The organism is Candidatus Neomarinimicrobiota bacterium, assembly GCA_021734025.1.
GTDB lineage: Bacteria > Fidelibacterota > JAANXI01 > JAANXI01 > JAANXI01 > JAANXI01.
Genome location: JAIPJS010000004.1, coordinates 213,477 through 238,079, shown reverse-complemented (window position 1 = coordinate 238,079; position 24,603 = coordinate 213,477). Strand labels below are relative to the sequence as shown.

Annotated in this window: 23 protein-coding genes, 1 other RNA gene and 1 pseudogene; 14 read left to right on the top strand and 11 right to left on the bottom strand. The window is 50.7% G+C overall.

Translation table 11 applies throughout. From position 1 onward, the window contains the following. Window positions 1-133: 133 nt before the first annotated feature. The 5 genes from K9N57_06805 to K9N57_06785 all read right to left on the bottom strand — a co-directional run bounded on the left by K9N57_06805 (window position 134) and on the right by K9N57_06785 (window position 7,316). Window positions 134-1,399: an Nramp family divalent metal transporter gene (locus K9N57_06805; GenBank protein ID MCF7803880.1), complete on the bottom strand. Its 1,266-nt coding sequence runs from the start codon at window positions 1,397-1,399 to the stop codon at window positions 134-136. Window positions 1,400-1,653: 254 nt separating this feature from the next. Continuing rightward, complete coding sequence (locus tag K9N57_06800) at window positions 1,654-2,544, bottom strand: NAD(P)-dependent oxidoreductase (protein ID MCF7803879.1); 891 nt, start codon at window positions 2,542-2,544, stop codon at window positions 1,654-1,656. A 216-nt stretch (window positions 2,545-2,760) separates the two neighbouring features. After that, window positions 2,761-3,705 (bottom strand): aldo/keto reductase, encoded by a 945-nt coding sequence (locus K9N57_06795; GenBank protein MCF7803878.1) that lies wholly within the window; start codon window positions 3,703-3,705, stop codon window positions 2,761-2,763. An 863-nt stretch (window positions 3,706-4,568) separates the two neighbouring features. After that, window positions 4,569-6,101: a tetratricopeptide repeat protein gene (locus K9N57_06790; GenBank protein ID MCF7803877.1), complete on the bottom strand. Its 1,533-nt coding sequence runs from the start codon at window positions 6,099-6,101 to the stop codon at window positions 4,569-4,571. A gap of 30 nt (window positions 6,102-6,131) precedes the next feature. After that, on the bottom strand, window positions 6,132-7,316 hold the full coding sequence (locus K9N57_06785; GenBank protein MCF7803876.1) for a Xaa-Pro peptidase family protein: 1,185 nt from the start codon (window positions 7,314-7,316) through the stop codon (window positions 6,132-6,134). 166 nt (window positions 7,317-7,482) lie between these two features. On the opposite strand from K9N57_06785, the gene ssrA reads away from it, so the two are divergent. Beyond that, window positions 7,483-7,853: a transfer-messenger RNA gene (gene ssrA, locus K9N57_06780) on the top strand. Window positions 7,854-8,701: 848 nt separating this feature from the next. Here ssrA and K9N57_06775 read toward each other — a convergent pair. Further along, a complete protein-coding gene (locus K9N57_06775) occupies window positions 8,702-9,289 on the bottom strand; it encodes a TetR/AcrR family transcriptional regulator (protein MCF7803875.1) in 588 nt (195 codons plus the stop codon). 80 nt (window positions 9,290-9,369) lie between these two features. Between K9N57_06775 and K9N57_06770 the strand changes: the two genes are divergently transcribed. The 10 genes from K9N57_06770 (at window position 9,370) to K9N57_06725 (ending at window position 16,601) form a co-directional block, all read left to right on the top strand. Then, window positions 9,370-9,852 carry a hypothetical protein gene (locus K9N57_06770; GenBank protein MCF7803874.1) on the top strand — a complete coding sequence of 161 codons (483 nt, stop codon included), beginning with the start codon at window positions 9,370-9,372 and terminating at the stop codon, window positions 9,850-9,852. A 210-nt stretch (window positions 9,853-10,062) separates the two neighbouring features. Next, the gene (locus K9N57_06765) at window positions 10,063-10,185 is read left to right on the top strand and encodes an ester cyclase (GenBank protein ID MCF7803873.1); all 123 of its coding nucleotides are present in this window, start codon (window positions 10,063-10,065) and stop codon (window positions 10,183-10,185) included. Between the two features lie 60 nt (window positions 10,186-10,245). Then, entirely contained in the window at window positions 10,246-11,202 is a 957-nt protein-coding gene (locus K9N57_06760) for an alpha/beta hydrolase (protein MCF7803872.1), read from the top strand. A 76-nt stretch (window positions 11,203-11,278) separates the two neighbouring features. Further along, window positions 11,279-12,310 carry a hypothetical protein gene (locus tag K9N57_06755; GenBank protein ID MCF7803871.1) on the top strand — a complete coding sequence of 344 codons (1,032 nt, stop codon included), beginning with the start codon at window positions 11,279-11,281 and terminating at the stop codon, window positions 12,308-12,310. Window positions 12,311-12,352: 42 nt separating this feature from the next. Continuing rightward, entirely contained in the window at window positions 12,353-13,033 is a 681-nt protein-coding gene (locus K9N57_06750) for a hypothetical protein (protein ID MCF7803870.1), read from the top strand. Window positions 13,034-13,176: 143 nt separating this feature from the next. Further along, entirely contained in the window at window positions 13,177-13,359 is a 183-nt protein-coding gene (locus tag K9N57_06745) for a hypothetical protein (GenBank protein ID MCF7803869.1), read from the top strand. A gap of 215 nt (window positions 13,360-13,574) precedes the next feature. After that, a complete protein-coding gene (locus tag K9N57_06740) occupies window positions 13,575-14,096 on the top strand; it encodes a hypothetical protein (protein ID MCF7803868.1) in 522 nt (173 codons plus the stop codon). A gap of 53 nt (window positions 14,097-14,149) precedes the next feature. Continuing rightward, on the top strand, window positions 14,150-14,578 hold the full coding sequence (locus tag K9N57_06735) for a BphX family protein (protein ID MCF7803867.1): 429 nt from the start codon (window positions 14,150-14,152) through the stop codon (window positions 14,576-14,578). Between the two features lie 169 nt (window positions 14,579-14,747). Beyond that, a complete protein-coding gene (locus K9N57_06730) occupies window positions 14,748-15,215 on the top strand; it encodes a hypothetical protein (protein ID MCF7803866.1) in 468 nt (155 codons plus the stop codon). A gap of 393 nt (window positions 15,216-15,608) precedes the next feature. Continuing rightward, a complete protein-coding gene (locus K9N57_06725) occupies window positions 15,609-16,601 on the top strand; it encodes a cytochrome c (GenBank protein MCF7803865.1) in 993 nt (330 codons plus the stop codon). Window positions 16,602-16,674: 73 nt separating this feature from the next. Here K9N57_06725 and K9N57_06720 read toward each other — a convergent pair whose 3' ends face one another. From K9N57_06720 to K9N57_06700, 5 genes and pseudogenes are all read right to left on the bottom strand, one after another. Continuing rightward, entirely contained in the window at window positions 16,675-17,910 is a 1,236-nt protein-coding gene (locus K9N57_06720; protein MCF7803864.1) for an NAD(P)-binding domain-containing protein, read from the bottom strand. Between the two features lie 268 nt (window positions 17,911-18,178). Beyond that, window positions 18,179-18,994, bottom strand: a pseudogene (locus K9N57_06715) (SDR family NAD(P)-dependent oxidoreductase). Between the two features lie 414 nt (window positions 18,995-19,408). Continuing rightward, window positions 19,409-19,582, bottom strand: a complete 174-nt coding sequence (locus K9N57_06710) for a hypothetical protein (GenBank protein ID MCF7803863.1) — start codon at window positions 19,580-19,582, stop codon at window positions 19,409-19,411. A gap of 631 nt (window positions 19,583-20,213) precedes the next feature. After that, on the bottom strand, window positions 20,214-20,582 hold the full coding sequence (locus K9N57_06705) for a hypothetical protein (protein ID MCF7803862.1): 369 nt from the start codon (window positions 20,580-20,582) through the stop codon (window positions 20,214-20,216). Window positions 20,583-20,622: 40 nt separating this feature from the next. Continuing rightward, window positions 20,623-21,249: a PorT family protein gene (locus K9N57_06700; protein ID MCF7803861.1), complete on the bottom strand. Its 627-nt coding sequence runs from the start codon at window positions 21,247-21,249 to the stop codon at window positions 20,623-20,625. A 368-nt stretch (window positions 21,250-21,617) separates the two neighbouring features. Here K9N57_06700 and K9N57_06695 point away from each other — a divergent pair, with 368 nt between their 5' ends. The 3 genes from K9N57_06695 to K9N57_06685 are packed head-to-tail and all read left to right on the top strand — an operon-like array spanning window position 21,618 to window position 24,398. Further along, window positions 21,618-23,123, top strand: a complete 1,506-nt coding sequence (locus K9N57_06695; protein ID MCF7803860.1) for an acetyl-CoA carboxylase biotin carboxylase subunit — start codon at window positions 21,618-21,620, stop codon at window positions 23,121-23,123. Beyond that, the gene (locus K9N57_06690) at window positions 23,120-23,629 is read left to right on the top strand and encodes a biotin/lipoyl-binding protein (GenBank protein MCF7803859.1); all 510 of its coding nucleotides are present in this window, start codon (window positions 23,120-23,122) and stop codon (window positions 23,627-23,629) included. Before K9N57_06695 ends, K9N57_06690 begins: the two co-directional genes overlap by 4 nt. Window positions 23,630-23,636: 7 nt before the next feature. Continuing rightward, window positions 23,637-24,398 carry a TerB family tellurite resistance protein gene (locus K9N57_06685; protein ID MCF7803858.1) on the top strand — a complete coding sequence of 254 codons (762 nt, stop codon included), beginning with the start codon at window positions 23,637-23,639 and terminating at the stop codon, window positions 24,396-24,398. Window positions 24,399-24,603 lie beyond the last annotated feature (205 nt).

Genomic DNA, 24,603 nt, shown 5'->3' with positions numbered 1-24,603 from the left:
CCAGATTCCCGTCTCCCGTCTCCGTTTTCCTGTGCATCTAAGACCATCGCAGGTGCTTCCTCTTTGGCAGAGAAGTCCTTTCGGGAATTTTCGGTTACCTTTGAAAGTTGTCCGGATGCAACCAGGTACAATCCTACATAAACAGCAAGCTATACAAATAAAAGAGCGCAAATCCGATCAGAAAGAGTAAGCCCAACCAGCTCAACACACGTAAGCCTCGCGAGGGTTTTGCCGACTCGGGCATCTCGGGACTGGTCACCACTCTGAAATTAATGTAGGCTAACACCGGTGCGGTTAAAAAGGAGAGGATGGTTGCCAGATCGACCATGGCCGTAAATGACCGGCCTAATCCCCATAGAAGTAGAACCGACAAACCTGCGACAACAACCATAAATCCCAGGTAGAGTCGCTTGCTGTCCCGGGTTGAGACAAGGTTCGGCAGCGTCAGTTCCGTGGCGCGACGCAGGACCCGGGGAAAGGCATCGATCACCGTCAGCGTGGTGCTGAACATCGTGGTAAATGCTGCAGCAAGAATAATCGGCCGGCTCCATTCGCCCAGGGTATTGGCATAGAGATCGATCAGCTGGCCGGCGAAGATCGCGCCACTGTCGGCAAACGATTCACCGGTGCCGTACATCACTAACGCCCCAAGCGTCAGAAACCCCAGGGCCATAAACGCCGCAGCGCCATACCCGAATTTAAAGTCAAAGGTGGCTTCTTCTATGGAGGGATTGTGTTTGGTTTCTTTGGTGCGTTCCAGGGTCCAGAGCGAGTGCCAGACAGACACATCGATGGGAATCGGCATCCAGCCCATCAGTGCCAGCAGAAAGGAAACCCCTGTGACGTTCCAGAGTACCGGACGCTGAAAATCCGGCGCCGCATTGCTCCCGTGGGTGACAGCAGCGATGACCGCAATAACGGTAGAGATCGCCAGTACGCTCATCAGGATCTTCACCAGTTTATCCAGTATCGGGTACTGGCCGGTGGCCAGGATTACCACGCAGATACCCAAAATAATGGCACTCCAGAGGATGGGGTTCAGCGTGATGCCAGTCATGTTCGCGGTGAGCCCGGCAGTCACCACCGTCACTGCTGCCGTAATTGTAAACATGGTACCGAAGGTGAAAATCAGGAAGACCCCCATGGCCCATTTGCCGAGCTTCATGTAGCCCTCCAGGAGGCTTTCGCCGGTGGCGGCCGTGTACCGCGGGCCGAACTCCAGGAACGGGTACTTAAAGATTAACGCCAGGAGCACGGCCCAGACCAGGTAAAATCCGTAATCCGCGCCGGCCCGGGTGGACTGCACCAGGTGAGAAACTCCGATGGCAGCGCCGGCCATAATAATACCGGGGCCAAGGGTTTGGAGAATGCCCTTCACCTTCTCGGAATTCAGTGGCATGTCGGTTTCCATTCTGTAATTGTTGAAGCCGATAGACGAATATTGGTGACAAAATTAGTTATCAAATTCTTTGGGAACAAGGAGAAAGAAAACAGGGCCGGTTCCGGATATCGCCAGAGTTTATCATGAAACAGTGACTGACTTCAAAAACTGATTCCAACATCGGCGTCGCACTGGAACTCTGGCTTTTCGAGGAAGATAAGCCGGCAGGTCTCCCAGTGAATTCTTTGGCGTTATATCACCGACAACGGAGATTAATCCCGCACTACTGTCCCGGCGATCTGCTCCAATACCTTGATTACCGCCGCCATGTCTTCGTCACCGAATCCAGAGGCGTTCGCCGCGCTGAACATCTCTCTGGCGGCAGCGGTCTGGGGAAGTGCCACGCCGTTGTTCCCGCCGGATTCAAGCGCCAGATTCAGATCCTTCAGCATGAGTTCCACCGGGAAATTCTTCGCAAAATTCCCGGAGCGGATAGCGTTTGCCTTCGCGGTGTAGAACGGCGCGCTCAGTCCGCCGGCCTCTATAGTCTGCAGCATTTTCTCCGGAGAGAGACCGGTTTTTTTCCCAAGCATCAGCGCTTCGGACAGTCCCTGCATCATGGAGCCAAGTAGCAGGTTGATCATCAGCTTCATGTTCGTCGCCTGACCGGTTTCGCCGCAGTAGATAATCTCCTTGCCCATGGTACTCAGTACGGGAGTGAGGTTTTCCACCAGAGATTCGTCTCCGCCGGCCAGCATCACCAGGGTTCCGTCCTCTGCAGGTTTTTTCGTACCGGAAACCGGCGCATCGACAAATCGTCCGTCTGCAGACTCCACTAGCTCAGCCGCTCCAAGCGTGGCCTCCGGTGAAACCGTACTCATATTTGCAACGATGGTGCCGGGGCGCATCCCATTTATGACGCCGTCGTCGCGAAGCAACACATCTTTCAGTGCATCAGGTCCCGTTACCATAATAAATATGACCTCCGAATGTTCGGTCAATTCGGTCGGGTTACCATATACCGGAACACCCAAACCCCGAAATGGTTCAGTTTTTTCCGGCGAACGATTGTAAACGCTTAACTCGTATCCCGCTGAATGAATATTTTTCGCCATGGGAGCACCCATGGTACCAAGTCCGATAAATCCGATTTTTTTATCCATAACGACAGTGTTCCCGTGTTATCGTGTTACTGTGTTAACGTGTTATAGTTGTGCGTTTTCTTAATCTTAATGATATTCGATTTTGTGAGTTGTTTGTTGTTCGTGGTTCGTTGTTTGTTGTTTTTCGGTTTTTCCTGTCTCCGGCCTCCGGTCTCCAGGCTTTTTCCTTATACCCTATACCCTATACCCTTATACCCTTATAACTACCTTCTTTCCCTATTTCCCAAAGATCTCCTGATACGCGTGCGCAATTTGCGTCCGTTCTTCATCGGAGAGTTTCCAGTCGCCGGCAGCGGCGTTCGCTTTTGCCTGGTCGGCGTTTTTTGCTCCAACGAGGGCGGTAGTGATTCCCGGCTGCTGGGTGGCCCAGTTGATGGCGATCTGCGTGACTGGTACATCGCGTTCCGCTGCGATTTCACGGAGCACATCCAATAACTTCTGGACTTTACTCCAGGTCGGTTCCTGGAAATATTTATAAAAATGATCCCGGTGATCGCCTTCTTCAAATTCCGGGATTTCCTTGAACTTGCCGGTCAGTATGCCGCCGGCCAGTGTACCGTAGGAAACGACGCCAATGTCATGCTGCTGGCAGTACGGAAGAATGCCCCCTTCAATGTTGCGCTTCAGGAGCGAATACGGCGGCTGCAGGCTCACGAAATCTGTAAGCGCCCGGACTTCGTCCATCTGATCCGGCTGGAAATTCGAGAGACCCAAGTAGCGGAATTTCCCGGCTTCCTGTGCCTTGAGGAGCGGATCCAGGGTTTTTTCGATGGGGGTGTCCTCGTCCGGCCAATGGATTTGGTAGAGGTCGATGACGTCTACATCCAGGCGCCGGAGCGAGTCGTCGATTTCCTGACGGACGGAATCCGGCTCCAGGTTGATCTTAAACTTCCCGTTCTCCCGGATGACGCCGCATTTCGTCGCCAGCACCACCGAGTCCCGTCTGCCCTTGAGAGCTTTTCCGACGACCTCCTCGGAATGACCGTCACCGTATGCCGGTGCGGTATCGATAAAGTTGATGCCGTTGTCGATTGCCATCTGAATAGCGCCAATGGATTCCTGATCGTCCACCTCCCCGAAAAAATCGTTGCCCATGGCCCAAGTGCCAAGGCCTACTTCGGAAACTTCCAGTTCGGAATTGCCCAGTTGTCGGTATTCCATAATTCCATGCTCCTTCCTGTCCACACATTGTTAAATTTCGTTTAAAAGGTAACTATGAGATGAGAAAGTATGAAGGGAGGAGTGGGGGGATGGCAACAGAATATGTAGGTAGTCATTCCGAGTAAGCCGCTTCGGAGGCGCACCGAGGAATCTCGTGAAGGAATCTCCGGAGTTATAATTACGAGATCCTTCGGCTCTCCCGACACGTCGGGATCGCTCAGGATGACTGAATATTGATTCTATTGCGCAACTTAAAACCAGTCATTCCGACTGAACCCCGGCGTTTTCGGCATGAACGCCCCGGCAGGGACTCCTACCGGAGGAGGAATCTCGTGAAGCATTCTTTGGGAGGCCACAATGCACCCCTCTGTCCACCTCGCAATAAGATTGCGAGGCTCTTTATAGGAGCCTTTGAATTTCATTCAAAGGTGGCCTACCGTGGAGGAATGTGGCTGGAAATTCCGGCTCTATACCATCGCGTTTTATTCACACAGTTTTTCGTCAATCGTATTTGACCCTTTCAGAGTTCGCAGACCTCTGAAAGGGTCTGTTTCCCGCTTGTGCTTCGACAGTCAATTACTTTCAACACAGGTGATGGTGGTCCTATTGCGTATACTTTCACCAGAGATACCTTCGGCACTATGGGCTTCATCTCGGACGGCCTATCAATAAAGTTATCTTTTGCGGTGAATGAACGAGATCCCTCAGCTCGTCCGGCAGCCGTCGGACTCACTCAGGATGACTAGTAGTTTACTGTGATAATTGGGAGCACTTAAAAGGAGATTCCAGGGCTGATATTGTTTGGCCTCCCGTCGCCAAGCCCCACTCCTGTGGAATCGGCAACGGTCACCAACCGGATATTATTATTCCGCCGGTTGCTGCGCTTTTTCCCGTAGATCCGGGAGTTTCCGCTCGGCGGTTTTGGCGGCGTTGCTCTCGGGATACTTTTTCTGGGCCAGCTCGAACAGGTCGATGGCGGTAAAGTAATCGTTTAGTTCGTCCTCGGCAATGTCGGCGGCCTTGGCCAACCGACTTGGCACAGACTGATGGTTGGGATATCGCTGAGCGAATTTCATGTACATATCCACCGCCGTGGCATAATCTTTTATTTCATCGGCGTAGATATCTGCGGCGTTCCGGAAGGCGGTACCGCTTTGCTCTTTGAAGTCCGGGTATTTTTCTGTGATGGCGATGTATCGTTCGATGGCTTTGGCGGGCTGGTTCATCTTCTTGAGGTAAATTTCCGCTTGATCAAACATGGCGTCTATTGCCTTTGGGTTCTCCGGATGATTGTTCACCACACGCTGATAGGCCTCGATGGCCTCCGGAAATTGTCCCATTTTATCAGCATATACCTTTGCCGCAGCGATTTGAGCCGGAATGGCCAGCGAGTCGGACGGGAAATCTCTGGCCAGAGAAGTGAAGGCATCCGCAGCCTTCCGATTTTCACCGGTATTGTCCCGATAGATAACTCCCAAACGGTAATAGGTTTGCGGGATGTAGCCGCTTTCGGGGTGGAGTACCTGGAGTTTTTGATAAGCGTATGCCGCTTTTTTAAACTGATTGAGTGTCTCATACATCTCAGCCTGCCAGAGGCGGAGATTGTCGTTCTGTTCATAATGGGGAAATTCCCGGAGAAAGCCCTCTACCTGGGAAAAATACCAGGGAGACATGTCGGGGATCCGGATACGGTGGAGGAATTCTAGGTAGCGGTAGTAATTATCCCGATAGTCCTGATCCATTATACCGTTATTCAGATAGGTAATGACGGTCGTTTTTTGGTTTCGGAACACCGATTCTTCGCCCAGCATTTTGATGATTTTGGATTGGGTTTCCGAGAAAGTCGGAGTGGCAGGAAAGACCATAATTTGCTTCAGGTATGCTCCCAGTGCCATCGCAGGTTGCCGGGCCTGACTGTAGACGTCACCAAGCATCTCCAGCACCTTGTCCTGCCGGGCGGTCGGTGGAAACATTTGCAGGTATTGCTGGAGTTCATTGATGCGAAATGCTTCCATCTCCGGGTTGGATCGGGAGAAGAGACCGAATAGTACCTTTTCCTGTTTTTGATCGGCCAGGGATTCCAGATACCGGAAGTAACGTTCCTCTAAAAAGCGATCGTAGACGGCACTGGTAGCAGAGGCGCCCGGGGTGCCGGTTGTTTCCAACCTTGCCAGAGAATCCCGAAGCGTCCGGATTGAATCCTGATAGTAATGGGCTACCGAATCCACGAGCATGGACTTCCATTTACGGAGTGCGGGATCACTTTTGAGATCTTCACTAAGCAGTGTGTCGCTTTCTGTGACGACTGAATCCTGCAGGGGCGGCATTCCGGGCATGGTCTGACCGAATACCGGCACGGTAAAACAGAGTGCAACAAGAAGGAGCAACTTCTTCATAGAGCACCTCATTGGAACGATGATTAATTTTTACGCGAGCAGTGGAAGCACTTCTTTTTGCAACGGTGTGGTGGTAACAACCGGCCCATCTTCGCTCATATAGACGTCAATCTCACTTCGGATGCCGAATTCGCTCAGGTAAATGCCCGGCTCAATAGTAAAGCCCATCCCAGGGATGATCTTGCGGCGATCCTGGGTTTCCAGGTTGTCGATATTTACTCCGTTGCCATGGACTGACGTGTCCAGGCTGTGTCCGGTGCGATGGGTGAAAAATTTTCCGTACCCGGCGTCTTCGATGACGGCGCGGGCAGCGTTGTCCACTTCCCAACCGGAGATTTCTTTCCCGCTTTCCCAGCGATTTTGAATAAGCTGTACGGCTGCATCCCGGGCTTCTGCGACGATGTCAAAAATATGCGTATATCGATTCGGGATACTGTCCCCCACGAATCCGGTCCAGGTAATATCGACGTAGGTTGCCTTTTGTTGCGATTTTCTGGCCCACATGTCGATGAGGACGAAGTCGCCCTCGGTGATTTCTGTGTCGTGCTCCCGCGACGGAGAATAGTGCGGCTGACCGGAATGTTCGTTCACCGCGACGATAGGCGGATCTTCGGTCTCCATACCATTTTCGCGGAAGCCGTCAGTGATCCATTCCTGTACGTCGCATTCGGTAACTGTCTCGCCGGCCTCGATTTTCTCAGAGATCAACTGGAAAGCACCATCTTTGAGATCGAACATGATGGGCACGGTTTCGTTATGGAGCTGATAGGCCTCGTCATCCCAGCGGGACTGGAAGAGCTGTACAAGATCGGCAGAGGAGACAATTTCGATTCCAAAGGATTTCACGAGTTCGAAGGTACCGGTATCCACGCGTGAGATATACGGGATGGCGCCTTTTGGTGAGTATTCCATCGCCACGGTGTCCACTTTGGTGAGAATACCTTCCAGGTGAGCATTCATGTCTTGCCAGCCGGTGTAGACGCAATTACGGCCGGGGGTTTCGTCAAAATAGTCGGCCTCGATACTGTGCACCAGCTTGATCGGGGCACCTTCTTTGGGAATCCAGTAGAACCACCGGCGGGTGATCATCCCCTGATCGAACCCAAGAATCTGATAGGCGATGGGATTGGAATGATGAAAATCATACAGAAGCCAGCCATCCAGATCCCATTCCTGAAGCGTCGCCTGAATTTTTTCGATATCGGGTGATGCCATACTTGCCTCCCAAATTAATATCCCTGCTGCCATCTTTACAAACCGACAGAGATAAAAATAGGTCACACGGGCGGTAAATAAAAGCTTGAAGCGCACGACAGGAGCACCTATTTTGTCGGAACAAATGCGGAGTGATTCCGTGTAAGTACTGTGTTTTTTGAAAAATGGGGGCGACTGGTTTCGACGGGATCGACGAGATGGCCGGTTGCACGCCGTGGTTGCTCTTCGAACCACGTAAAAAAACGAGAGACGTTTTAGATGCCGATAATAACGGCTATGCAATGGCTGCATAACAACACCTCGTTGTTATAGTTAGCCCGTTCCAAGGCGGCTTTGCCTGTGAGGTGCCCTGGAACGTCGATAAAGCAGGCTAGTTATCTGCTTTGTGTGTGAGCAGATAGCGAAACCTTAACACACTCGTTCCGGGTGACCGTGTCTCTTGGGGCATCCGGAATTAGACCAAAGAAGAGACTAAGCGTGTAGTGACTGTCCAGATTGCTTTCTCGGACGAGGGTTCGATTCCCTCCGCCTCCACAAATATTTCTCATACGGTGCTGTGACCACAGCACCGTATTTTTTTTGTGGTCGCATTGTATTTGGACCGTATTCCCTCCTCATCCAAAAAACATTTCAGTGGCCAAACAAAAAACACCAAAAAGACGACGATTGCATTCAAGGGATACGACGCCTTTACACTCTGTATCTGTTGAGTTGTGGTTTGGCAGAATAAAAGAGGGCAATAACGGACAATGCTATCTATTATTTATCTTTATTACTCTCCGAATGAAAAAATGTGTTTATAAAATAAAAGAGTAATAGTCCGGAACTCTCGAAAATCTCTTTAAAATGAACACCTGTAGTTTGGTTTGTTGTCCATATAGGATAGTGGATTATTTACTTCCTCAATGCAGGGATTTTCTTCTGACTCAAGCGTGGTACATCTCAATGTTTCTGGTGCAATGGATAACACTATTCGTAGTGGAAATCAGTATCAATATGCCTCGATGCAGGCGTTTCAGAATTGGTTTCACTCAGACTCAATCCAATCTCTACTGCAACAGACTGAATAGAGATCACGTCGCTTTTCACAGCAGATACGAAAGCAATTCCCAATCAAATACGGGGAATTCCTGGAGAAATACTTCGGTCGTTATAGCAATACAGTATACCTAGCCCGCTCGACCGGATAGAGTGTAATGTTCCGGAGCACAGAATAGATAAAATTCTTGAGATTAGTATCCTGAAGGTGAAATGGGGGCGTCTGTTCTTGGCACTACCGAAGGAGTTGACTATTTCTCCTGGCGACGCAAGTAAGTCCAGCACATCGACTTTTAAATCCATCAACCGCGTTAGGGCGAGTCGGAATATCCTGCCAAATGAGCGAATCAGCGTTTGCAGAGACTGTTGAACGCCGTCATTTGCAGATGTGTTTCGTATTGCTCGGTAGACCATCCGCTCTCGATGACTAGTTGTTCCCATACCTGGACAGAGATAAACGTCCACAACAGATCAATGGCTTCCTGTATCGATATTGACGGGTTTAATCTTTTATCTTGTTGAAGCCAGTAAATAAGTTTTCGGCAGGAATTCCGTCTGCCGGTCATCCGATCCTTCCACGCTGCGGCAATGGCCTCATCCGAGTACCGTCCACTCATCAGGCTCTGGGCCACCGGATAGATCTTATGCGTGTACTGTGCAACTAAAGTAATAAATCGTTGCAGGGCTGTCATTCCGTCATCGGCATCCCAAACCCATTGCGCCAGTTCGCCAAGCCCTTCTTCGTTGTCAATCCACTCAACAAGAGCAAGGAGTAGATCGGTTCGGGATTTAAAATGCAGGTACAAACCCTGTCGGGAGATTCCGGCATCTTCGGCGATATCCTGCATTCGCACGGCTGACGGACCCTGTTCCTCAATTAATTTTCGCGCTGCCTGGAGTATTGCTGTCCGGGTTTCTGCTTTGCTACTTGACACCGTGTCAATCCAGTCTTATGTTTTTATCAGTTACTTGACGCAATGTAAAGTAGCGCATTGTCGAATCCAAGGAGGAAAAGATGGAGAGTATAAAAAGGACATATAAACTGGGAGCCGTCAGCTACATTCTCTGGGGCGTGCTTCATATTGTGGTAGGAATATTTCCACTGATTGCACTCTCAACCTCAGGGATTTCCGGGATGTTGGAATCCTTGCAGGGAATGGCCGGTGTTCCAGCAACGGTGGAGGAACCGTTGAGACAAGCGGCCTTTTTCGTTGCCGAACATCATTTCAACCTGGCGGCCTTCGGTATTCTGGCTATCATTGTTGCAGTCAAACTCAACTGGAAGAACCATCCACTGGGATTTTGGACGAACCTGGTGGTACTGGGGATGGTGGACTTTTCATTTATCTTTGGTCAGATCATACCCGGGTATATTCCCTTTGCCCTCGGAATCATCGGGCCGATTTTCTACGTAATTGGCGCCGGACTGACTGGAATCGGATTGTATCGCGCAGATTCATACCACTCCTCTGAACACTCGCTGTCTGCTGCTGGTTAGATAGCCCCTGTAAAAATATTTTCCCGGATTCAATTTCCTTTAAATCAGGAGTTCATCCTGATTGGTTGGGTATCATCCCGCTATTCTCGGCATCACTTACTATGAATGCACGGGCTTCCTGTGAGTGGTGTTGTGTTCAGGGATGGTGCTTCTGTTCACCAATAAATGTTACGTGAAGAGTACTAAATAAATTTGGGAAACGAGCTGGAAATGGAAGGAATAAGCATCTATCAGGTGGATGACGGAAAAATTATCCATGAGTGGGCCCAACCCGACATCATGTCCATGATGCAGCAGCTTGGCGTGGCGCCGTCACCGCAGGAGATGGGTTGAAGACTCCAGATGCTCTCTCTATTCAGTGATTACTTATAAATTGGAGAAAGTGGGGATGCAATGGCGAAAACACCGACAATAAAGCGTGTTGATCGTACAGGCGAATGGGCGCAGCGATATCGTGATTCCGAAAAACAGCTTTTTAGACACTACGATCTTTCTCCGGTGGAGCATACCATCAGGCTAAAAGATCCGGATCTTCGCCTCCGGGCTCTGGAACAGGGGACGGGGCCGCCGCTAATACTGGTCCCCGGTGGAAACGGAGAGGCCGTGTCATACGTCCGGCTGATGCGGGAATTGCAGGGTTGGCGGGTAATTACTTTTGACCGGCCGGGTGGCGGGATGAGTGATGCAGTGAATCACCTGGAGGTTGACCTCCGGCAGCTGGCGGTACAAATCCTGGGGGCGGTATTTGATCATTTCCATCTGGAGAACGTCCCCGTGGTGGCCAATTCCATGGGCGGATTGTGGACATTTTGGTTCGCACTGGACCGTTCTGCCCGCATTAATCGAATTGTGCAGCTGGGATGTCCGGCGCTTCTACTGGGCACTAGTGCGCCGCTGTTTAACCGGCTCCTCTCAGTACCGGGATTGAACCGCATGCTGCTTCCACTGATGCAGCCGGACGGGCCGGAGGAAGCTCGCGATGGTCTGCTCAGGATGGGGAGTCCGGAGGCCACTCTCCGGGAAATACCGGATATTATGGCTGAAACGGTCTGTCTGGAGTTTAACAGTCCCCAATATCCCCTGGCCTGGCTCTCTCTGATGCGGGCAGCATTGAGATTGTGGGGCGCAAATACGAAGTACCGACTTGATGAAAAGGCTCTTGGACGAATTACCCAACCGACCCTGTTTGTTTGGGGAGAAAAAGACCCGTTCGGCGGTGTTGAAACGGGACGCCAGGCGATTGAGATCCTTCCGGACGCCCAAATTATTGAATTGGACGCCGGCCATTTGCCCTTTATTGATGCACCAGAATTCTGTGCCCATCAGATTCGGGAATTTCTTTCGGGATGACAATCTGCCGGTTCTGTACGATTGAAGAAAATTTGAGAATGTTCAAGTAAAGGCGACAAATAGGGAGGAAATCACGATGCCATTAAAACCCAATATATTGGAGCGATTCCTTATTAACAGAGGTGTGGTCCCGAATATTCTTCTGGATCTCGGCATGTCCACCTTTCAAATCTGGACGATGCTCGGGGCCATGGAAGTCGGGATATTTGAGGCACTGGACGAGCAACCCGATGATATTCCTGGTCTCGCTGAGCGACTCGATGCTTCGGAGCGGGGGCTGAAGGTTTTAATCAATGCACTTGAGCCTTTGGATTATCTTGAGTCATCAAACGGAAAGTATCGTTTGACAAAAGCAGCAGAGCGTTCGCTCCCCCTCGATCTTCTCCAGGACATGGTGCCGTTCTTCAAGTCTCAAATGCAGGCCTATAAAGATGTGGCCCGCGCGATCAAGGAGGCGCCTGAAGATGGAATTTACGGCTGGGAGCATGTGAAGTCCGGAGAGGTTGGGCGCAGTTACCAGGTCTCCATGCGGTGGCTTGCGTCGAACTCGGTGGACGAAGTGGTGGACACCGTTGATTTGCCGAATGATGCAAAGAAGATGTTGGATGTAGGTGGAAGCCACGGGCTCTATACCGTGGAGTATTGCCGAAAATATCCGGAATTGCAGGGCACAGTACTGGACTGGGAGATCGGATTGGAGAACGCCCGGGAGACTTTGAAAGATCACCCGGATATGCAGGACCGGATCGATCTGGTTGAACGAGATTTCGAAGAGGAGGAGCTGCCGTCCGGCTATGACTTCGCCTTCCTGGGGAACATTATCCACGGGATTACGCCGGAAGGGAATCAGGAGTTATTTGGGAAGCTAGCACGGGCCACCACTGATATCGGTACCGTAGCAATCCTGGACCAGTTCGCCGGAGTCTCCGGATCGAAATTCGCCCGCGGCGTCGCCGGTCTGGCAGGATTTAACCTCTTCCTGTTCAGCGGCGGTCGCTCCTATGAGTTCGACCGGGTAAAAGGATGGTTTCAGGATGTGGGATTCACCAAAGTTGAGCATGAAAAGACCCGCCAGCCCGGGTTTTCGCTGGTAATTGCGCGGAAATGACACACTGATAATCCATTTTGGAATTGTCAAAGGGAGGATATCATGCAATTGAAAGCTAACTACACATGGTTTGTACGGATCGGTCTCATCCTTATCGGGGCCGCAGGCTTCATTTTTGCCATCGGAGATTCGCTCATACCGCAGGAATTTGCCATGTTTTCCTCCACGGAAGATCCACAGGGCTTCGCGGAGTTGGTAACGATGGATGGATTTCGCCTGTGGGCCATGCGGGGTTACATTGGCGCACCGCTTGAAACCATTGGCACCATCGCCTTGTTTTTTGGACTCATCGGGTCGCCGAAAGAGACGCTGGCCTTCTGGGGCATGCTGTTAGCTTTACTTGGTGACCTCGTTGGAACCGGGATGTTTATGATCATGACGTATGTCTTTCCGGACGTCGGTCACCTTATTCTGGAGGGGAATACGGCGGCCGCTTCGGTGGCATCCCTGGAAGGATTCATGCCGGTGATGGGGATCTTATTTCTAGCGACTACGGTGGCTCTGATTTTCTTCGCTATAGCCATCTGGCAGTCCGACCGGTTTCCCAGATGGTCAGGTATCGTGGTGGTTGTTGGTTTCCTGGCGTTGCTGATCCAGACCAGCTATGTGGTTCAGATTTTGGGCAATGTGGTCTGGGGGACCGGCTATCTCTGGATGGCAGTATATAGCTGGAACCGGCTACCATTTACGGAATCGGACATTCACGCAGCGGATCCGGTATAGGGTGGTTGGCATCGCTTCCTAAATCTGGTGTATTACAAAATGGAGATGAAGAAATCTGAATCTCAGGCAATAAGCAAAAATATATTTTAATCATGTGGGAAAAGAGAATGCGAACAGAAAAGAACACTCCAAAGGAGGTTCTTATGCGAGGAAGATACTCAGTTAACTGGAAACGGTTCACGTCTATGATTGCTTTGGTCCTAATCAGTGGGTTCTTGTTCATCCAGTGTGATGAGTCTACCACAGGACCATCGACCACTGTTGAGGATATTAAATCGGAACTACAGAAATACACGGATGTGAGCCAGGTGTTACAGGATGGTTAATTAAACACCCTGGAGTTTGAACAGACGCCGGATGGCGACATGGGGATCCATTTTGTGAATATGAATAATGCGGGTACGGATTCCTGAGACGCCCTTTGCGTTAATGTACAATGTAACGGAATCCGGGCAGTATGAGTTCATGGGGTTGAATATTTTGTCCCCGAGAATGCCGTGGATGAGACCCGCAGCTGTTCGGCGAGGAATTCGACGGACCAATGGATGGTCATACCCCGGATATGCCCCGTCATTATGATCTCCATCTCTGGGCATTCAAGGACAACCCCAGTGGACAATTTGCCCAGTTCAATCCGGAAGTGAGTCCCCCCAGCTGGTGGGACCAGTACGAAGAAGCGCTTACCGCCTTGCAGCAATATGCGGATACCAGCCAGGCGAAGGCCGCTGGATATATGAATACAGGAGAATGCGAAGCCACTGAAGAAGGTGCCATGGGGATCCATTTTGTAAATCCCGCCGTTCAGACACTGGATCCGGCCAACCCTTTTGCACTCATGTACGTGCCCACTTCGGACACTTCCATGGCACTGCTGGGTGCAGAATACTTTGTACCGGCGGATTCAGTAGATTCGGCTCCAATGATGTTTGGGCAGGTCTTTCAGGGGCCTATGGAAGGCCATACACCCGATATGCCCCGTCATTATGATCTTCATTTATGGGCACTGCGCACCAATCCCATGGGAATGTTTGCCGAATGGAATCCCATGGTGTCATGCCCGTAACCTTCTGTGGACCCCCGGGAAACAGAAAGGAGAGGAAGTATGGATAAGTTAAAATGTGGATGCATATCGTCGGTGGGTTTTATCTGCTGCTCTTCATTAGCTCGGCTATTGTGAAACTGCCGTTTCGCACGCTGTTCGAAGGTGTACTCACCAATGCCGCTGCCGGCGATCAAACGGCGAAGATGTTGATCGATACCTGGGTCATGTTTGGTTTGGAGGTTGGGGTTATTGGTGCAGGGTTGCTCATTGCATCCCGCATTCCCGGGCAGGCGCGGGTCCTTGTCTGGACGGTACTGGGACTGGAGCTGGTCCGGGGGATAATAGATGATATCTACATGATTGCCCGCGGTTATGAAGTCACCATATATGTCGGCTGGATCGTCATTCATGCGGTGATTATCATCACCGGCATTCTGGCGCTTCGGGCACACATATCAGAAACAGAGCCTGTAGGGCAGGGTGATCCCGGAGTCACGGGATAACCGGACAGAAGATATCCCCTTTCCGGAAAGTCGGCTGAAAAATTCAAAATTACTGAAGAATGGTGGATGAGGGGCTTCAAATTACAAACCTGCGGATCATTGCGTCCGGCTGTACTTGAAAAGATCTGGGGTCACTTTCCTTGGAAAAACTAACAGGGAGGAGTATGGCATGGAAAGAACATCAAACATTTACAATAAAATCGGAGCGATCTTCTTCATCATCTGGGGAATTGTCCATGTATTGGTGGGTGCCATTCCGGTAATCAAATATTTTGTCCAGGGGCCGGTCGGCATATTTGCCGGAAACGAAATGGCGGTGTCGGCCAATGAGATCGGGGCGAGGCTGCAACAGGTGGCGAATATCCTGGTGGAATACCGGGCGGATATCTTCGCATTCGGAGTCCTGGCAATAATAGTCGCAGCTACTCTGAACTGGAAAAACAAAGCCCTGGGATTCTGGATAAACACTGCGGTACTGGGAATCGTGGATATCGCATTTGTCTTCGCCCAGCTAATACCGGGATATCAGCCGCTCTTACCGCCGGTTCTCGGTCCAGTAATTTACGTGCTAGCAGTTGGATTCAGTGCTGCAGGATTGCTCCGTGGCCAATCGGAAGCGTATGCACAGGAAAGTTAAAACAGCTAATCACAGAGAAAACACAGGAAACATAGAAGGAGGATTCTAGGAGGGATCATAAATCACATGCAACCATGATAATACACATCTTACCGCTGATTGCGGTTAGATTCATCGTCACGGGTTTGCTCTTTACACAATGTGATGACATGAGCACAGAGCCGGACATCGCAGGTGTGCAAAAATTAGATTCCAGTGATAACCAGTACCTGTCAGCCCTGAAAAGGAAACTTAATTAGTTGCACATAACCGAATTTTTAAATATGAAACCACCACTCATCTTTTTCCAGAGAATCCGTCATCTGACATGGATGGAGGATGTTCCCGGGCCACCTTTCCGGGAATTTCACTGGTAAAATATAGACCTAAAAAAATAACCGCCGGAGGATATATATGTCAGTAATCTGGAAGGTAATAATTGGGATAGTCGCCGTCGTTGTACTGCTCATAGCGGGCGGCTATATTTATTTTCAGGCCAGTTTTCCGAAGGTGAATCCGCCACCGGATGTAACCGTGGAAGGTACGCCAGCCCAGGTTGAACGCGGTGAATATCTGGCGAATCACGTCTCTGTCTGTATTGACTGCCATACCGAGCGGAACTGGAAATATTTTTCCGGGCCGCCGAGACCGGGCATGGAAGGAGCCGGCGGAGAACACTTTCCGCTGGATAAACTACAGAACATCCCTGTAAACCTGTATTCCAAGAATATTACGCCGCACGGATTGGCAGATTGGACAGATGGTGAAATCATCCGGGCGTTTACCGAGGGTGTCACGAAAGATGGTGAAGTCATTTTCCCATTGATGCCGTATCCGGGGTACAAGATCATGTCCAAAAAAGACCGGCGCGCAATTGTCGCATACCTTCGAACACTTGAACCGATACAAAATACGGTTCCGGAACGGGAAATCGGATTCCCTTTCAATTTCCTGATAAAAACGATGGCAGTGGATGCAGAACCGCAGCCCACTCCCGAGCCCGCAGATACGGTCGCCTATGGTAAGTATCTGGTTACAATAGCCGGTTGCAGGGATTGTCACACCCCGATGGAAAAGGGCGAATTCATAGACAGCTTAGCGTATGCCGGGGGACAACCCTTTCCATTTCCCAATGGAACCGTCGCACGTTCGGCCAATATCACTCCGCACCGGGAAACAGGTATCGGAGCCTGGAGTCAGGAAAAATTCGTCTCTCAATTCAAAAAATATGAGAAAGTCGAAAACCAACGCATCGAGGTGGGTGAGGATGGATTTAACACTGTTATGCCGTGGGTGATGTACGCTGGAATGACCGAGCAGGATTTGAGAGCTATATATGCCTACCTTCAATCACTGGAACCGATTAAGAATACGGTTGAAAAATACGGAATAGCAAAGGCTAAATAGATTACCCACGGTATTATTCGCTGTTTAATTCCCTCAGCGGAGAAGGGCTCAACTCAATTTCCCGTGTCCCTGGTCACCGTTCGGCAAGATGGTCGGCTACGTACCTGGCGTCCTCTCCCAGTCCGAGAAAAAGTCCTGACTTGCGGGTGTGGAGGAAGTGCAGTCCCAGAAAATAGAGTCCGGGATACTCCGTCACACCCTGCTGCTGGATAGGATAATCGAACTCATCAAAAACCGGCAGATGAATCCAGTTGTAATCCCAGCCGAATCCGGTGGCCCAGAGGATGTTGTTGATACCATTTTCGGCCAGATCCAATTCAGGGATTTCCTCCTGCTCAAAACCATCTTTTGGTTCATCAACCTCTTCTTCAGGTAAGTCTAATCCGGCTTTTTCTACGAACGTGTCCGCGCCCTGCCGGATTTGTTCAGCCATTTTGTCGGCGGCGGCGAGGTTTTGGTGGAGGTCCTTTGCCAGAAAAATTCTCCCATCGTTCACGTCTTCCAGACGCCCCAACAATGTAATCCCGTCTCGGGCAAATTGATGCAGATTGATATCCTGGCCGCCGTTTTGACCGGAAACTTGCGGATTCGCGGCAAAACGTTCGGCCGGCGAGTCCAGTTGCTCCATGGTCTCGTCAAATATTCCGAGTTGATCCGCCCACCACATACAATCTCTGCCGCGATACTGGCGCGGGAGACGACGAGCGCTGCCCACACACAAATGGACTTTCCGTCCGTTCTCATGTAATTCTTTGGCAATCTGGCTACCGGACTGTCCGCTGCCGACTACCAGTACGCCGCCCTTCGGTAGCGACTCCGGATTTTTGTAGTCGCAACTATGCAACTGGTTCATCTCCGGTGGAACTTTTTTGCGGCACTCCGGAATATTCGGAAATTGATGTGTCCCGACAGCCACCACCACGTTTGTAGCTTCGTAGGCCTGGTCATCTGTGTGAATCATATATTTTTCGGACGCCACATCTCTCTTCACGGACTTCACCTCGATACCATAGCGGATAGGTGGATTGAACGACGCGGTGTAGTCCTCGAGGTACTTAACTACTTCATCCCGGGACAGAAAGCCGTCCGGATCGTCGCCCTGATACGGAAAGCCCGGGAGTTGCAGCTGCCAGTTCGGCGTCACCAGTGTAAACGAATCCCAGCGATTGCGCCACGATTCGCCAATTCGCTGCTGTTTTTCGAGTATAAGGTGCTCCCGGTCCTGTTGCGTCAGCAGATAACTCATGGCCAATCCTGCCTGGCCCCCGCCGATAATTACGGTATCTATGGTTGCATCATAGCCTGCCATCTATTTCTCCTTTCGGATTGTATTATTACTCAACGCTATGTGGCTCCTAACAGAGAGCTTTTTTAAAAACCATCAGGGTTCGAAAAACACCAATATTCATTGAGCGTCTGTCGTATATAATGGCATCCAAAATAGCTTCCTGAAAGTGGATGGCACGAATGATAAGAATACTTAGTATATATATAGATGAAGGGATCGTCAAGAATACGTACTGCCGCACTTTAGGTTGGAGTGTTAACAACAAACGGTTATCCGAATATATTCCAGGTTACTTCACCTGGTTCATCATCGCAGTATCAAAAAGCCGATCGCTGAGACATTTACGAAGAAAAATCGTTGTTTTGGCCATTTTGCCCATGGCGTACCGGGTTTTCGGCTTTTTGGCCCGAACGGCTTTTGCAATGGCATCAGCGACTACGGTAGGTGGCGAAGAACCACTCTCGTACGAATTTTCGGTGGTCCGAGCTACTGCCTTAGCCATTTCACTATACGAGCCGTCTCCGGAACGATCCAGCATCGGCTGCATCATGACTTCTTCGAATCCCGTTTTGATGATCCCCGGCTCGATGATCACTACATCAATTCCGAATTGCTTGACTTCCAACCGCAGAGAATCCGACCAGCCTTCCAGCGCGTGTTTGGAGGCATGATACCAGGCCCCGAGGGGCGTATATATTTTTCCGCCCATGGAGGAGATATTTATGATCGTACCCGACTCCTTCTTCCGCATGGATGGCAGGACTTCTTTGGTAATTGCGGCCAGTCCAAACAGGTTCACCTCGAACTGACGGCGGGCATCATCGATGTCCGTATCTTAGACAGCACCGTAAATCGCATAACCGGCATTGTTAATCAGGACATCGATTCTCTTCTGTTCCTCAAGGATCTTGTTCACAACTCTTGTGATATCCTCATTACTGGTTACGTCCATGGGCATCGCATGGCCGCCTTTCTCTTCGAGCTCCTGCATTTTCTCCACTCGCCGGGCCGCACCGTAAACAGTATGCCCATCCTCCAGTAATCGCCGGGCAGTGGCTTTGCCAATACCTGAAGAAGCACCCGTAATCAATATGACTTTATTCATAGCTATATATCCTTTTGGTTTTTGTTTAAAGACGGACTTTTGCATAGGAAGAGTATTTACAAAATAAAAGTATTGATAATACCTGAAGAAAGAAAATGGCAGTTCCGCCGGATTCCAGATTCCAGGTGAATTCCGGGGATTAGTTTCGGCACCTCCGCTTTACTCTCAATCACTGGTGAACATCCCCGGGTGAAGATTTTTTAGACGTTTTTCAACAGAAACATCTTATTCGTCTCTTTAAAATTTCCCACCTGAACGTAATAGAAGTATGGGATGATGACTTCTGAGTATGTATTTGCGTTTAAGAGTATTTTCAGAATTTTGGCAAGGAGAGTTGCCCAATGAAACACAAAACCGCCCCGGAATTCACCGGGGCGGTTATTGTTGCGATTACGAGTTTTAAGAGTGCTCTATTTAAGCCTGTGGCATATCTACGGTGTTGTCACCGTGCGTTAGCTGTCTCAAGGTTGTAAAACAGAGAGCAGCGTCCGCAAATTCCACAGGTATCTCGGATTCATTATTCAGTTCGTTCCAAAATTTTTCAGCCAAATTTTGATTTATCACTTCTTGAAACATTGCATTATTCATAATCAGACCTCCTTCTTTTATCGATTATAAACAGACGCACAGACTATGCCAGTGATAAAAATCATGACTGACTGTCAGGAAGTGAGGGATATCACGCCCGAATTGCAGACTGGATTGGAAGGATGCGTCACATTGGCGTAATAGACCAGACACTTTGAGGCGCGGACTATCCCAAAAGGAGGAGTAACTCAGGCGTTGTCTCAGAGAAATCCGGCCAGTTCGGACAGCCGTTCCACCGACAGCCCTTCAATGGACTGGAGCAGCGGCGTCAGAAATTCCCGGATCTCGCCAAACGGATGTCCCTTGACGAGACTCTTGGGGGCTTGTATAATCCGTTTAACTCCATGCGGGGTTGTCTCACTGTGAATTTACCCCGATCCACCGGGTTCACCGGCGGCTATTCATGTTGAAGCCCGTTGGGCTTCTTCCCGTGTATCCCCCCACCTTCTCCCTTTTTCACTTTTCTTTCTTCAATTTTCAATCCCCGGGTAGGCATGGGCACGTCGACAGTAGATTGGACATCCTGCCCCAACAGGATCCTTTCGGGACGGTTGGACATTAAAAAAAGATGCCATCCCGCCGGAACGGAATGGCATCTCTTGTGCAAATAGTTAAACGATGGTATGTTCAGCTATTCACCATCTATCATTTGGTGCATTTTCTCCCGGGCATCCCGGACAATCTGATCGATCTTCTCGCCAGCCTGTTCGGCGGTACCTTCGCTGCCGGTTTTAATATCCTGCGCCAACTCGTTCAGCTTTTCCTTGGTATCTTCCGCTATCTGATCAATTTTTTCGCCGGCGTTTTCCATAGTACCTTGGTCTCCGAGGCTGTTCTTGATAGCCTCTGCAGAGTTATCGACCATATCTTTCGCCTGCTCTATTTTCTGATCCAATTTCTTTCCAGCCCGCTCCGCGGTACCTTCTTTTTCACAGGTGATGACAAGGCCTGCAAGTGATATCACGATTCCAGTTAGCAGGATTTTTTTTATGATACGCATAATATTGTCTCCATAGATGTGTGTTAGTATGTCCATATCCTTAAAACGGTATGCCAAGCATTATCTGGATGTCGGAATGCTGTAACTCATTATCCTCCGAGGGCGTGTCCCAGACATTTTCCACGCTACGGTGATAGCGGAGATCCAGCGTCATACCGCCAAAATTATAGCCGACACCGCCACTCAGGAATACACTGGGAGATTTGACGTCATTCTCGTTGATTTCGGATGTCCCGGACTCATTCACATCCCAGCCGAGCAGTTGGCCGGTGGCTTCAGTGTGGATCGTCCCGTCCAGGAAAAACGCCATTCCCGGACCACCGTAAAACCGGAGACCAGTACGGGTATGCAGTACCGCAAGGACCGGAAGATCGATATATTGCATGTCGATCCGTGCATCGATATCGGTCTCCCCTATAGTGCCATCGCTCCGGGAACCTCGTTGAGAGTAGTAGATTTCCGGTTGAATCCCGAACTGTGATGTCACCGGGAGGTATACATAGGCGCCCAGTATTCCGCCGGCCCGGTATTCCATGTTGTCGGCACTTTCACCGGCAAAATTCGCCATGTTCAGACCACCCTTAGCGCCCATATGCTGGGCGTTTCCGTGATAAGGGAACCAGATCAATAATAGTACCGCTGTCACAATATATTGGATCTTTTTCATTGTCTCCCTTCCCTTCACGCCCCAAATGTGTCTATTCCTCTCATCACGGAGAACAGTAGAGGTCAGGTGGAAGAGATACAGTGATTAATCTCACACAGCGAAAAAAAGGGGGATAGGGTATAAGGTGGGATAGTGTTATTGTTTCGTATTCCAGCCATCCCTGCCGGGATTTTGCACGGTTTTATGGCACCGGTTCCCACCAATAAATTGGTAGGATTGGATATGCTCGTCCCTCCGGACTTGGATTTGTGGTTGCAGTCTGTTGGTATTTCCCGTCTTCTGTCTCCCATCCCCCATCCCCGGTCTCCAGTCTTTGTCTCTCCTCCCGGCTTGACTCAGATGCAATCTGTGCTTAAGATTCATCACTCATGATTCTGAAGATACTTATAGCCAATCGAGGAGAAATAGCACACCGGATTATCCGGGCGTGCCACGAGATGGATATTGAGGCAGTGGCCGTCTATTCTACGCCGGATCGCCTGGCGCCGCATGTGCTCTACGCCGATGAGGCGTATCATATCGGAAAGGCGTCGTCGGAGAGTTATCTGCGACAGGACAAGCTGATTGATGTTGCCAGAGATGCCGGATGCGACGCGGTGCATCCGGGATACGGCTTTCTGGCGGAGAACGCAGAATTCGCCCGGAAGGTGCAGGATGCCGGATTGATTTTCATCGGACCGAATCCGAAGTCCATTGCTTCCATGGGGGACAAGATCGCCGCACGGAAAAAAGTCAGTGCAGCCGGTGTTCCCATCGTTCCGGGACTGGAAGAGCCTGTTGAAGATGTGCAGGTGGCGGCGGATGTCGCCAGGGATATCGGATTTCCGGTGCTCATCAAGGCAGTCGGCGGTGGCGGCGGCAAGGGGATGCGCATTGTGCATGAAGAATCCGAACTCGAAAAGTCAATCCAGGCAGCCTCAAACGAAGCAAAGAATGCCTTCAGTGATCCCCGGGTGTACGTGGAAAAGTATTTGGAAGAGCCGCACCATATCGAATTCCAGATCCTCGCGGATCAGCACGGAAACGTCATTCATCTGAACGAGCGGGAGTGCTCGGTGCAGCGACGCTACCAGAAGATTATCGAGGAATCGCCATCTCCGTTTATGACGGATAAGCTTCGCCGGGAGATGGGCGAGGCAGCCGTAGAGGTAGCCAGAGCTTGCGATTATGTCGGCGCCGGTACTGTAGAGTGCCTCGTGGACAAGTACCGCAATTTCTACTTTCTGGAGATGAATACCCGCCTCCAGGTGGAGCACCCCGTCACCGAGCAGATCACCGGCATCGACCTGGTGAAGGCACAAATCGATGTGGCGAATGGTGAGGAATTACCGTGGTCACAGGAGGAGATCACGTCACAGGGGCATGCCATCGAATGCCGGATTTACGCCGAGGATGCCCGCCAGAATTTTGCACCGTCCATCGGCACCATCACCGATATGCATGTACCGGACGGATTCGGCGTCCGATTTGACGGTGGCGTGTACGCCGGACTGAAGATTACGACACACTACGATCCGATGATCGGGAAACTGGTCTGTTGGGGCAATTCCAGAGAAGAAGCGATCCGGCGGTCACTGCGTGCGCTGGAGGAATTTGCCATCACCGGGGTGAAGACATCGCTGGGATTCTGTGCGAACGTGCTGCGGTTCGGGAAATTTGCCGAGGGCAAGTACGATACGCATATCCTGGAAGAACATTTGGATGATATTCTGACGCAGTCGAAGGAAGCAATCCGGTTCGATGTGCCGGCAAGTGTGGCATCTACTCTCTTTGCTCATGAAGAAACCAATGGAAAATCCCCGGCAAATCGTGAACCCGAAACGAAGTCGAACAAGTGGAAAAGTACCGGGCGGGAACGGGGGCTGCAAGGATGAAATACGTGGCAGCCATCGAGGAGCAGGAGGTTGAACTGTCCGTCGAAGCCAATGGCAGGATAATGGAGATCCGGCTGGCTGAGTCGGGCGACATCATAGATTACGAGCGTATTTCACCGACCCGGTATTCTGTGCTGCTGGACGGACAATCTTACCTGCTTCAGGTGGAGCCGAACGGCGCCGGATTTGAGGTGACGCACCGGAATCAGTCGGTGGACGTGATCCTGAAGGACGAAGTTGACCTGATTCGCGAACGGTACGGCATGGGGAAAAAGGCGGCCGAAATGCACGGTGTGGTGAAGGCGCCGATCCCCGGTAAAGTGGTGGAAATCGAAGTGGAAGAGGGACAGACCGTGGCTCCGGATGACGGCCTGATGAGCCTGGAAGCCATGAAGATGGAGAACGAGATCAAGGCGCCCATCGGGGGAGTAATCGCAAAAATCCATGTGCAGCAAAATGAGAGCATTGAAAAGGATACAATATTACTGGAAATAGATTCGGAGTAAGTATTCTATGGGATTAAAAGGAACACTAATCGGCGCCGGACTCGGCTGGGTACTCGGCGGGCCTATCGGCGCTATTTTAGGCGGAATTCTCGGCAATCAGTTTTCTGAGGGGACTTCCATGGATTTTGGTAGTCGTTCGACGCAGAACCGCGCCGGCGATATGATGGCTAGTCTCCTGGTGCTTTTTGGCTATGTGACCCGAGCCGACGGGCAGGTTATGTCATCGGAGGTACAGTACGTCAAACGATTCCTGGTGGACAACTTCGGCACTTCCAACGCGCGGGATTTGATGCAGATGTACAAGGACATCGTGAAGCAGGATTATCCCATTGAGCCGGTGTGTAAACAGGTTCGGCGGCACGTACCGTACAGCGAGCGACTGGAATTGCTGCACTTGCTTTTTGGCATCGCCAGCGCCGACGGCGACCTGAATCAGTCCGAGCTGAATGCTATCGAAGAAATTTCCAATGGTATGGGTATTAGCCCGCAGGATCTGCGGAGTATTCGGGCGATGTTCATGAACGGCGGCTCCGATCGGACGCGGACTCGTCAGTCCCGTCATGCAGCAGAGGAGAATGCCTACGAAATCCTTGGAGTCGACCGAAGTGCTGACGATGAGGAGGTAAAGGAGGCATATCGAAAACTGGCGCGGAAATACCATCCGGATAAGGTGTCTCATCTGGGAGACGAATTTACGCAGGTAGCCGAAGAAAAATTCAAGGCCATCAACGACGCCTACCAGCAGGTGAAACAGGAACGGGGAATGTAGCAAATGAACCGCCCTTTAAATCCGTCGTAATCCACGTCGAATGACTTGTCGTCTCGGAAAGGATCCCTGCGGTGGAGGGTTCTCGCCATTTACACTCCGGAGGTTTCTTTACCAGATCCCTCCACTCGCTCCGCTCGGTCGGGATGACTCGTTTTTTTTAATCATTCTAGGACAAAAGCAACACCAGTCATCCTGAGCGAGGATT

Bases quoted from the DNA above. Each gene is read 5' to 3' on its own strand.
- K9N57_06700 (MCF7803861.1), bottom strand. From the start codon at position 21,249: ATGAAAAAGATCCAATATATTGTGACAGCGGTACTATTATTGATCTGG.
- K9N57_06790 (MCF7803877.1), bottom strand. From the start codon at position 6,101: ATGAAGAAGTTGCTCCTTCTTGTTGCACTCTGTTTTACCGTGCCGGTA.
- K9N57_06750 (MCF7803870.1), top strand. From the start codon at position 12,353: ATGCAATTGAAAGCTAACTACACATGGTTTGTACGGATCGGTCTCATC.
- K9N57_06770 (MCF7803874.1), top strand. From the start codon at position 9,370: ATGGAGAGTATAAAAAGGACATATAAACTGGGAGCCGTCAGCTACATT.
- K9N57_06730 (MCF7803866.1), top strand. From the start codon at position 14,748: ATGGAAAGAACATCAAACATTTACAATAAAATCGGAGCGATCTTCTTC.
- K9N57_06685 (MCF7803858.1), top strand. From the start codon at position 23,637: ATGGGATTAAAAGGAACACTAATCGGCGCCGGACTCGGCTGGGTACTC.
- K9N57_06765 (MCF7803873.1), top strand. From the start codon at position 10,063: ATGGAAGGAATAAGCATCTATCAGGTGGATGACGGAAAAATTATCCAT.
- K9N57_06740 (MCF7803868.1), top strand. From the start codon at position 13,575: ATGGATGGTCATACCCCGGATATGCCCCGTCATTATGATCTCCATCTC.
- K9N57_06760 (MCF7803872.1), top strand. From the start codon at position 10,246: ATGGCGAAAACACCGACAATAAAGCGTGTTGATCGTACAGGCGAATGG.
- K9N57_06785 (MCF7803876.1), bottom strand. From the start codon at position 7,316: ATGGCATCACCCGATATCGAAAAAATTCAGGCGACGCTTCAGGAATGG.
- K9N57_06710 (MCF7803863.1), bottom strand. From the start codon at position 19,582: ATGAATAATGCAATGTTTCAAGAAGTGATAAATCAAAATTTGGCTGAA.
- K9N57_06690 (MCF7803859.1), top strand. From the start codon at position 23,120: ATGAAATACGTGGCAGCCATCGAGGAGCAGGAGGTTGAACTGTCCGTC.
- K9N57_06735 (MCF7803867.1), top strand. From the start codon at position 14,150: ATGTGGATGCATATCGTCGGTGGGTTTTATCTGCTGCTCTTCATTAGC.
- K9N57_06745 (MCF7803869.1), top strand. From the start codon at position 13,177: ATGCGAGGAAGATACTCAGTTAACTGGAAACGGTTCACGTCTATGATT.
- K9N57_06720 (MCF7803864.1), bottom strand. From the start codon at position 17,910: ATGGCAGGCTATGATGCAACCATAGATACCGTAATTATCGGCGGGGGC.
- K9N57_06805 (MCF7803880.1), bottom strand. From the start codon at position 1,399: ATGCCACTGAATTCCGAGAAGGTGAAGGGCATTCTCCAAACCCTTGGC.
- K9N57_06695 (MCF7803860.1), top strand. From the start codon at position 21,618: ATGATTCTGAAGATACTTATAGCCAATCGAGGAGAAATAGCACACCGG.
- K9N57_06755 (MCF7803871.1), top strand. From the start codon at position 11,279: ATGCCATTAAAACCCAATATATTGGAGCGATTCCTTATTAACAGAGGT.
- K9N57_06725 (MCF7803865.1), top strand. From the start codon at position 15,609: ATGTCAGTAATCTGGAAGGTAATAATTGGGATAGTCGCCGTCGTTGTA.
- K9N57_06800 (MCF7803879.1), bottom strand. From the start codon at position 2,544: ATGGATAAAAAAATCGGATTTATCGGACTTGGTACCATGGGTGCTCCC.
- K9N57_06795 (MCF7803878.1), bottom strand. From the start codon at position 3,705: ATGGAATACCGACAACTGGGCAATTCCGAACTGGAAGTTTCCGAAGTA.
- K9N57_06705 (MCF7803862.1), bottom strand. From the start codon at position 20,582: ATGCGTATCATAAAAAAAATCCTGCTAACTGGAATCGTGATATCACTT.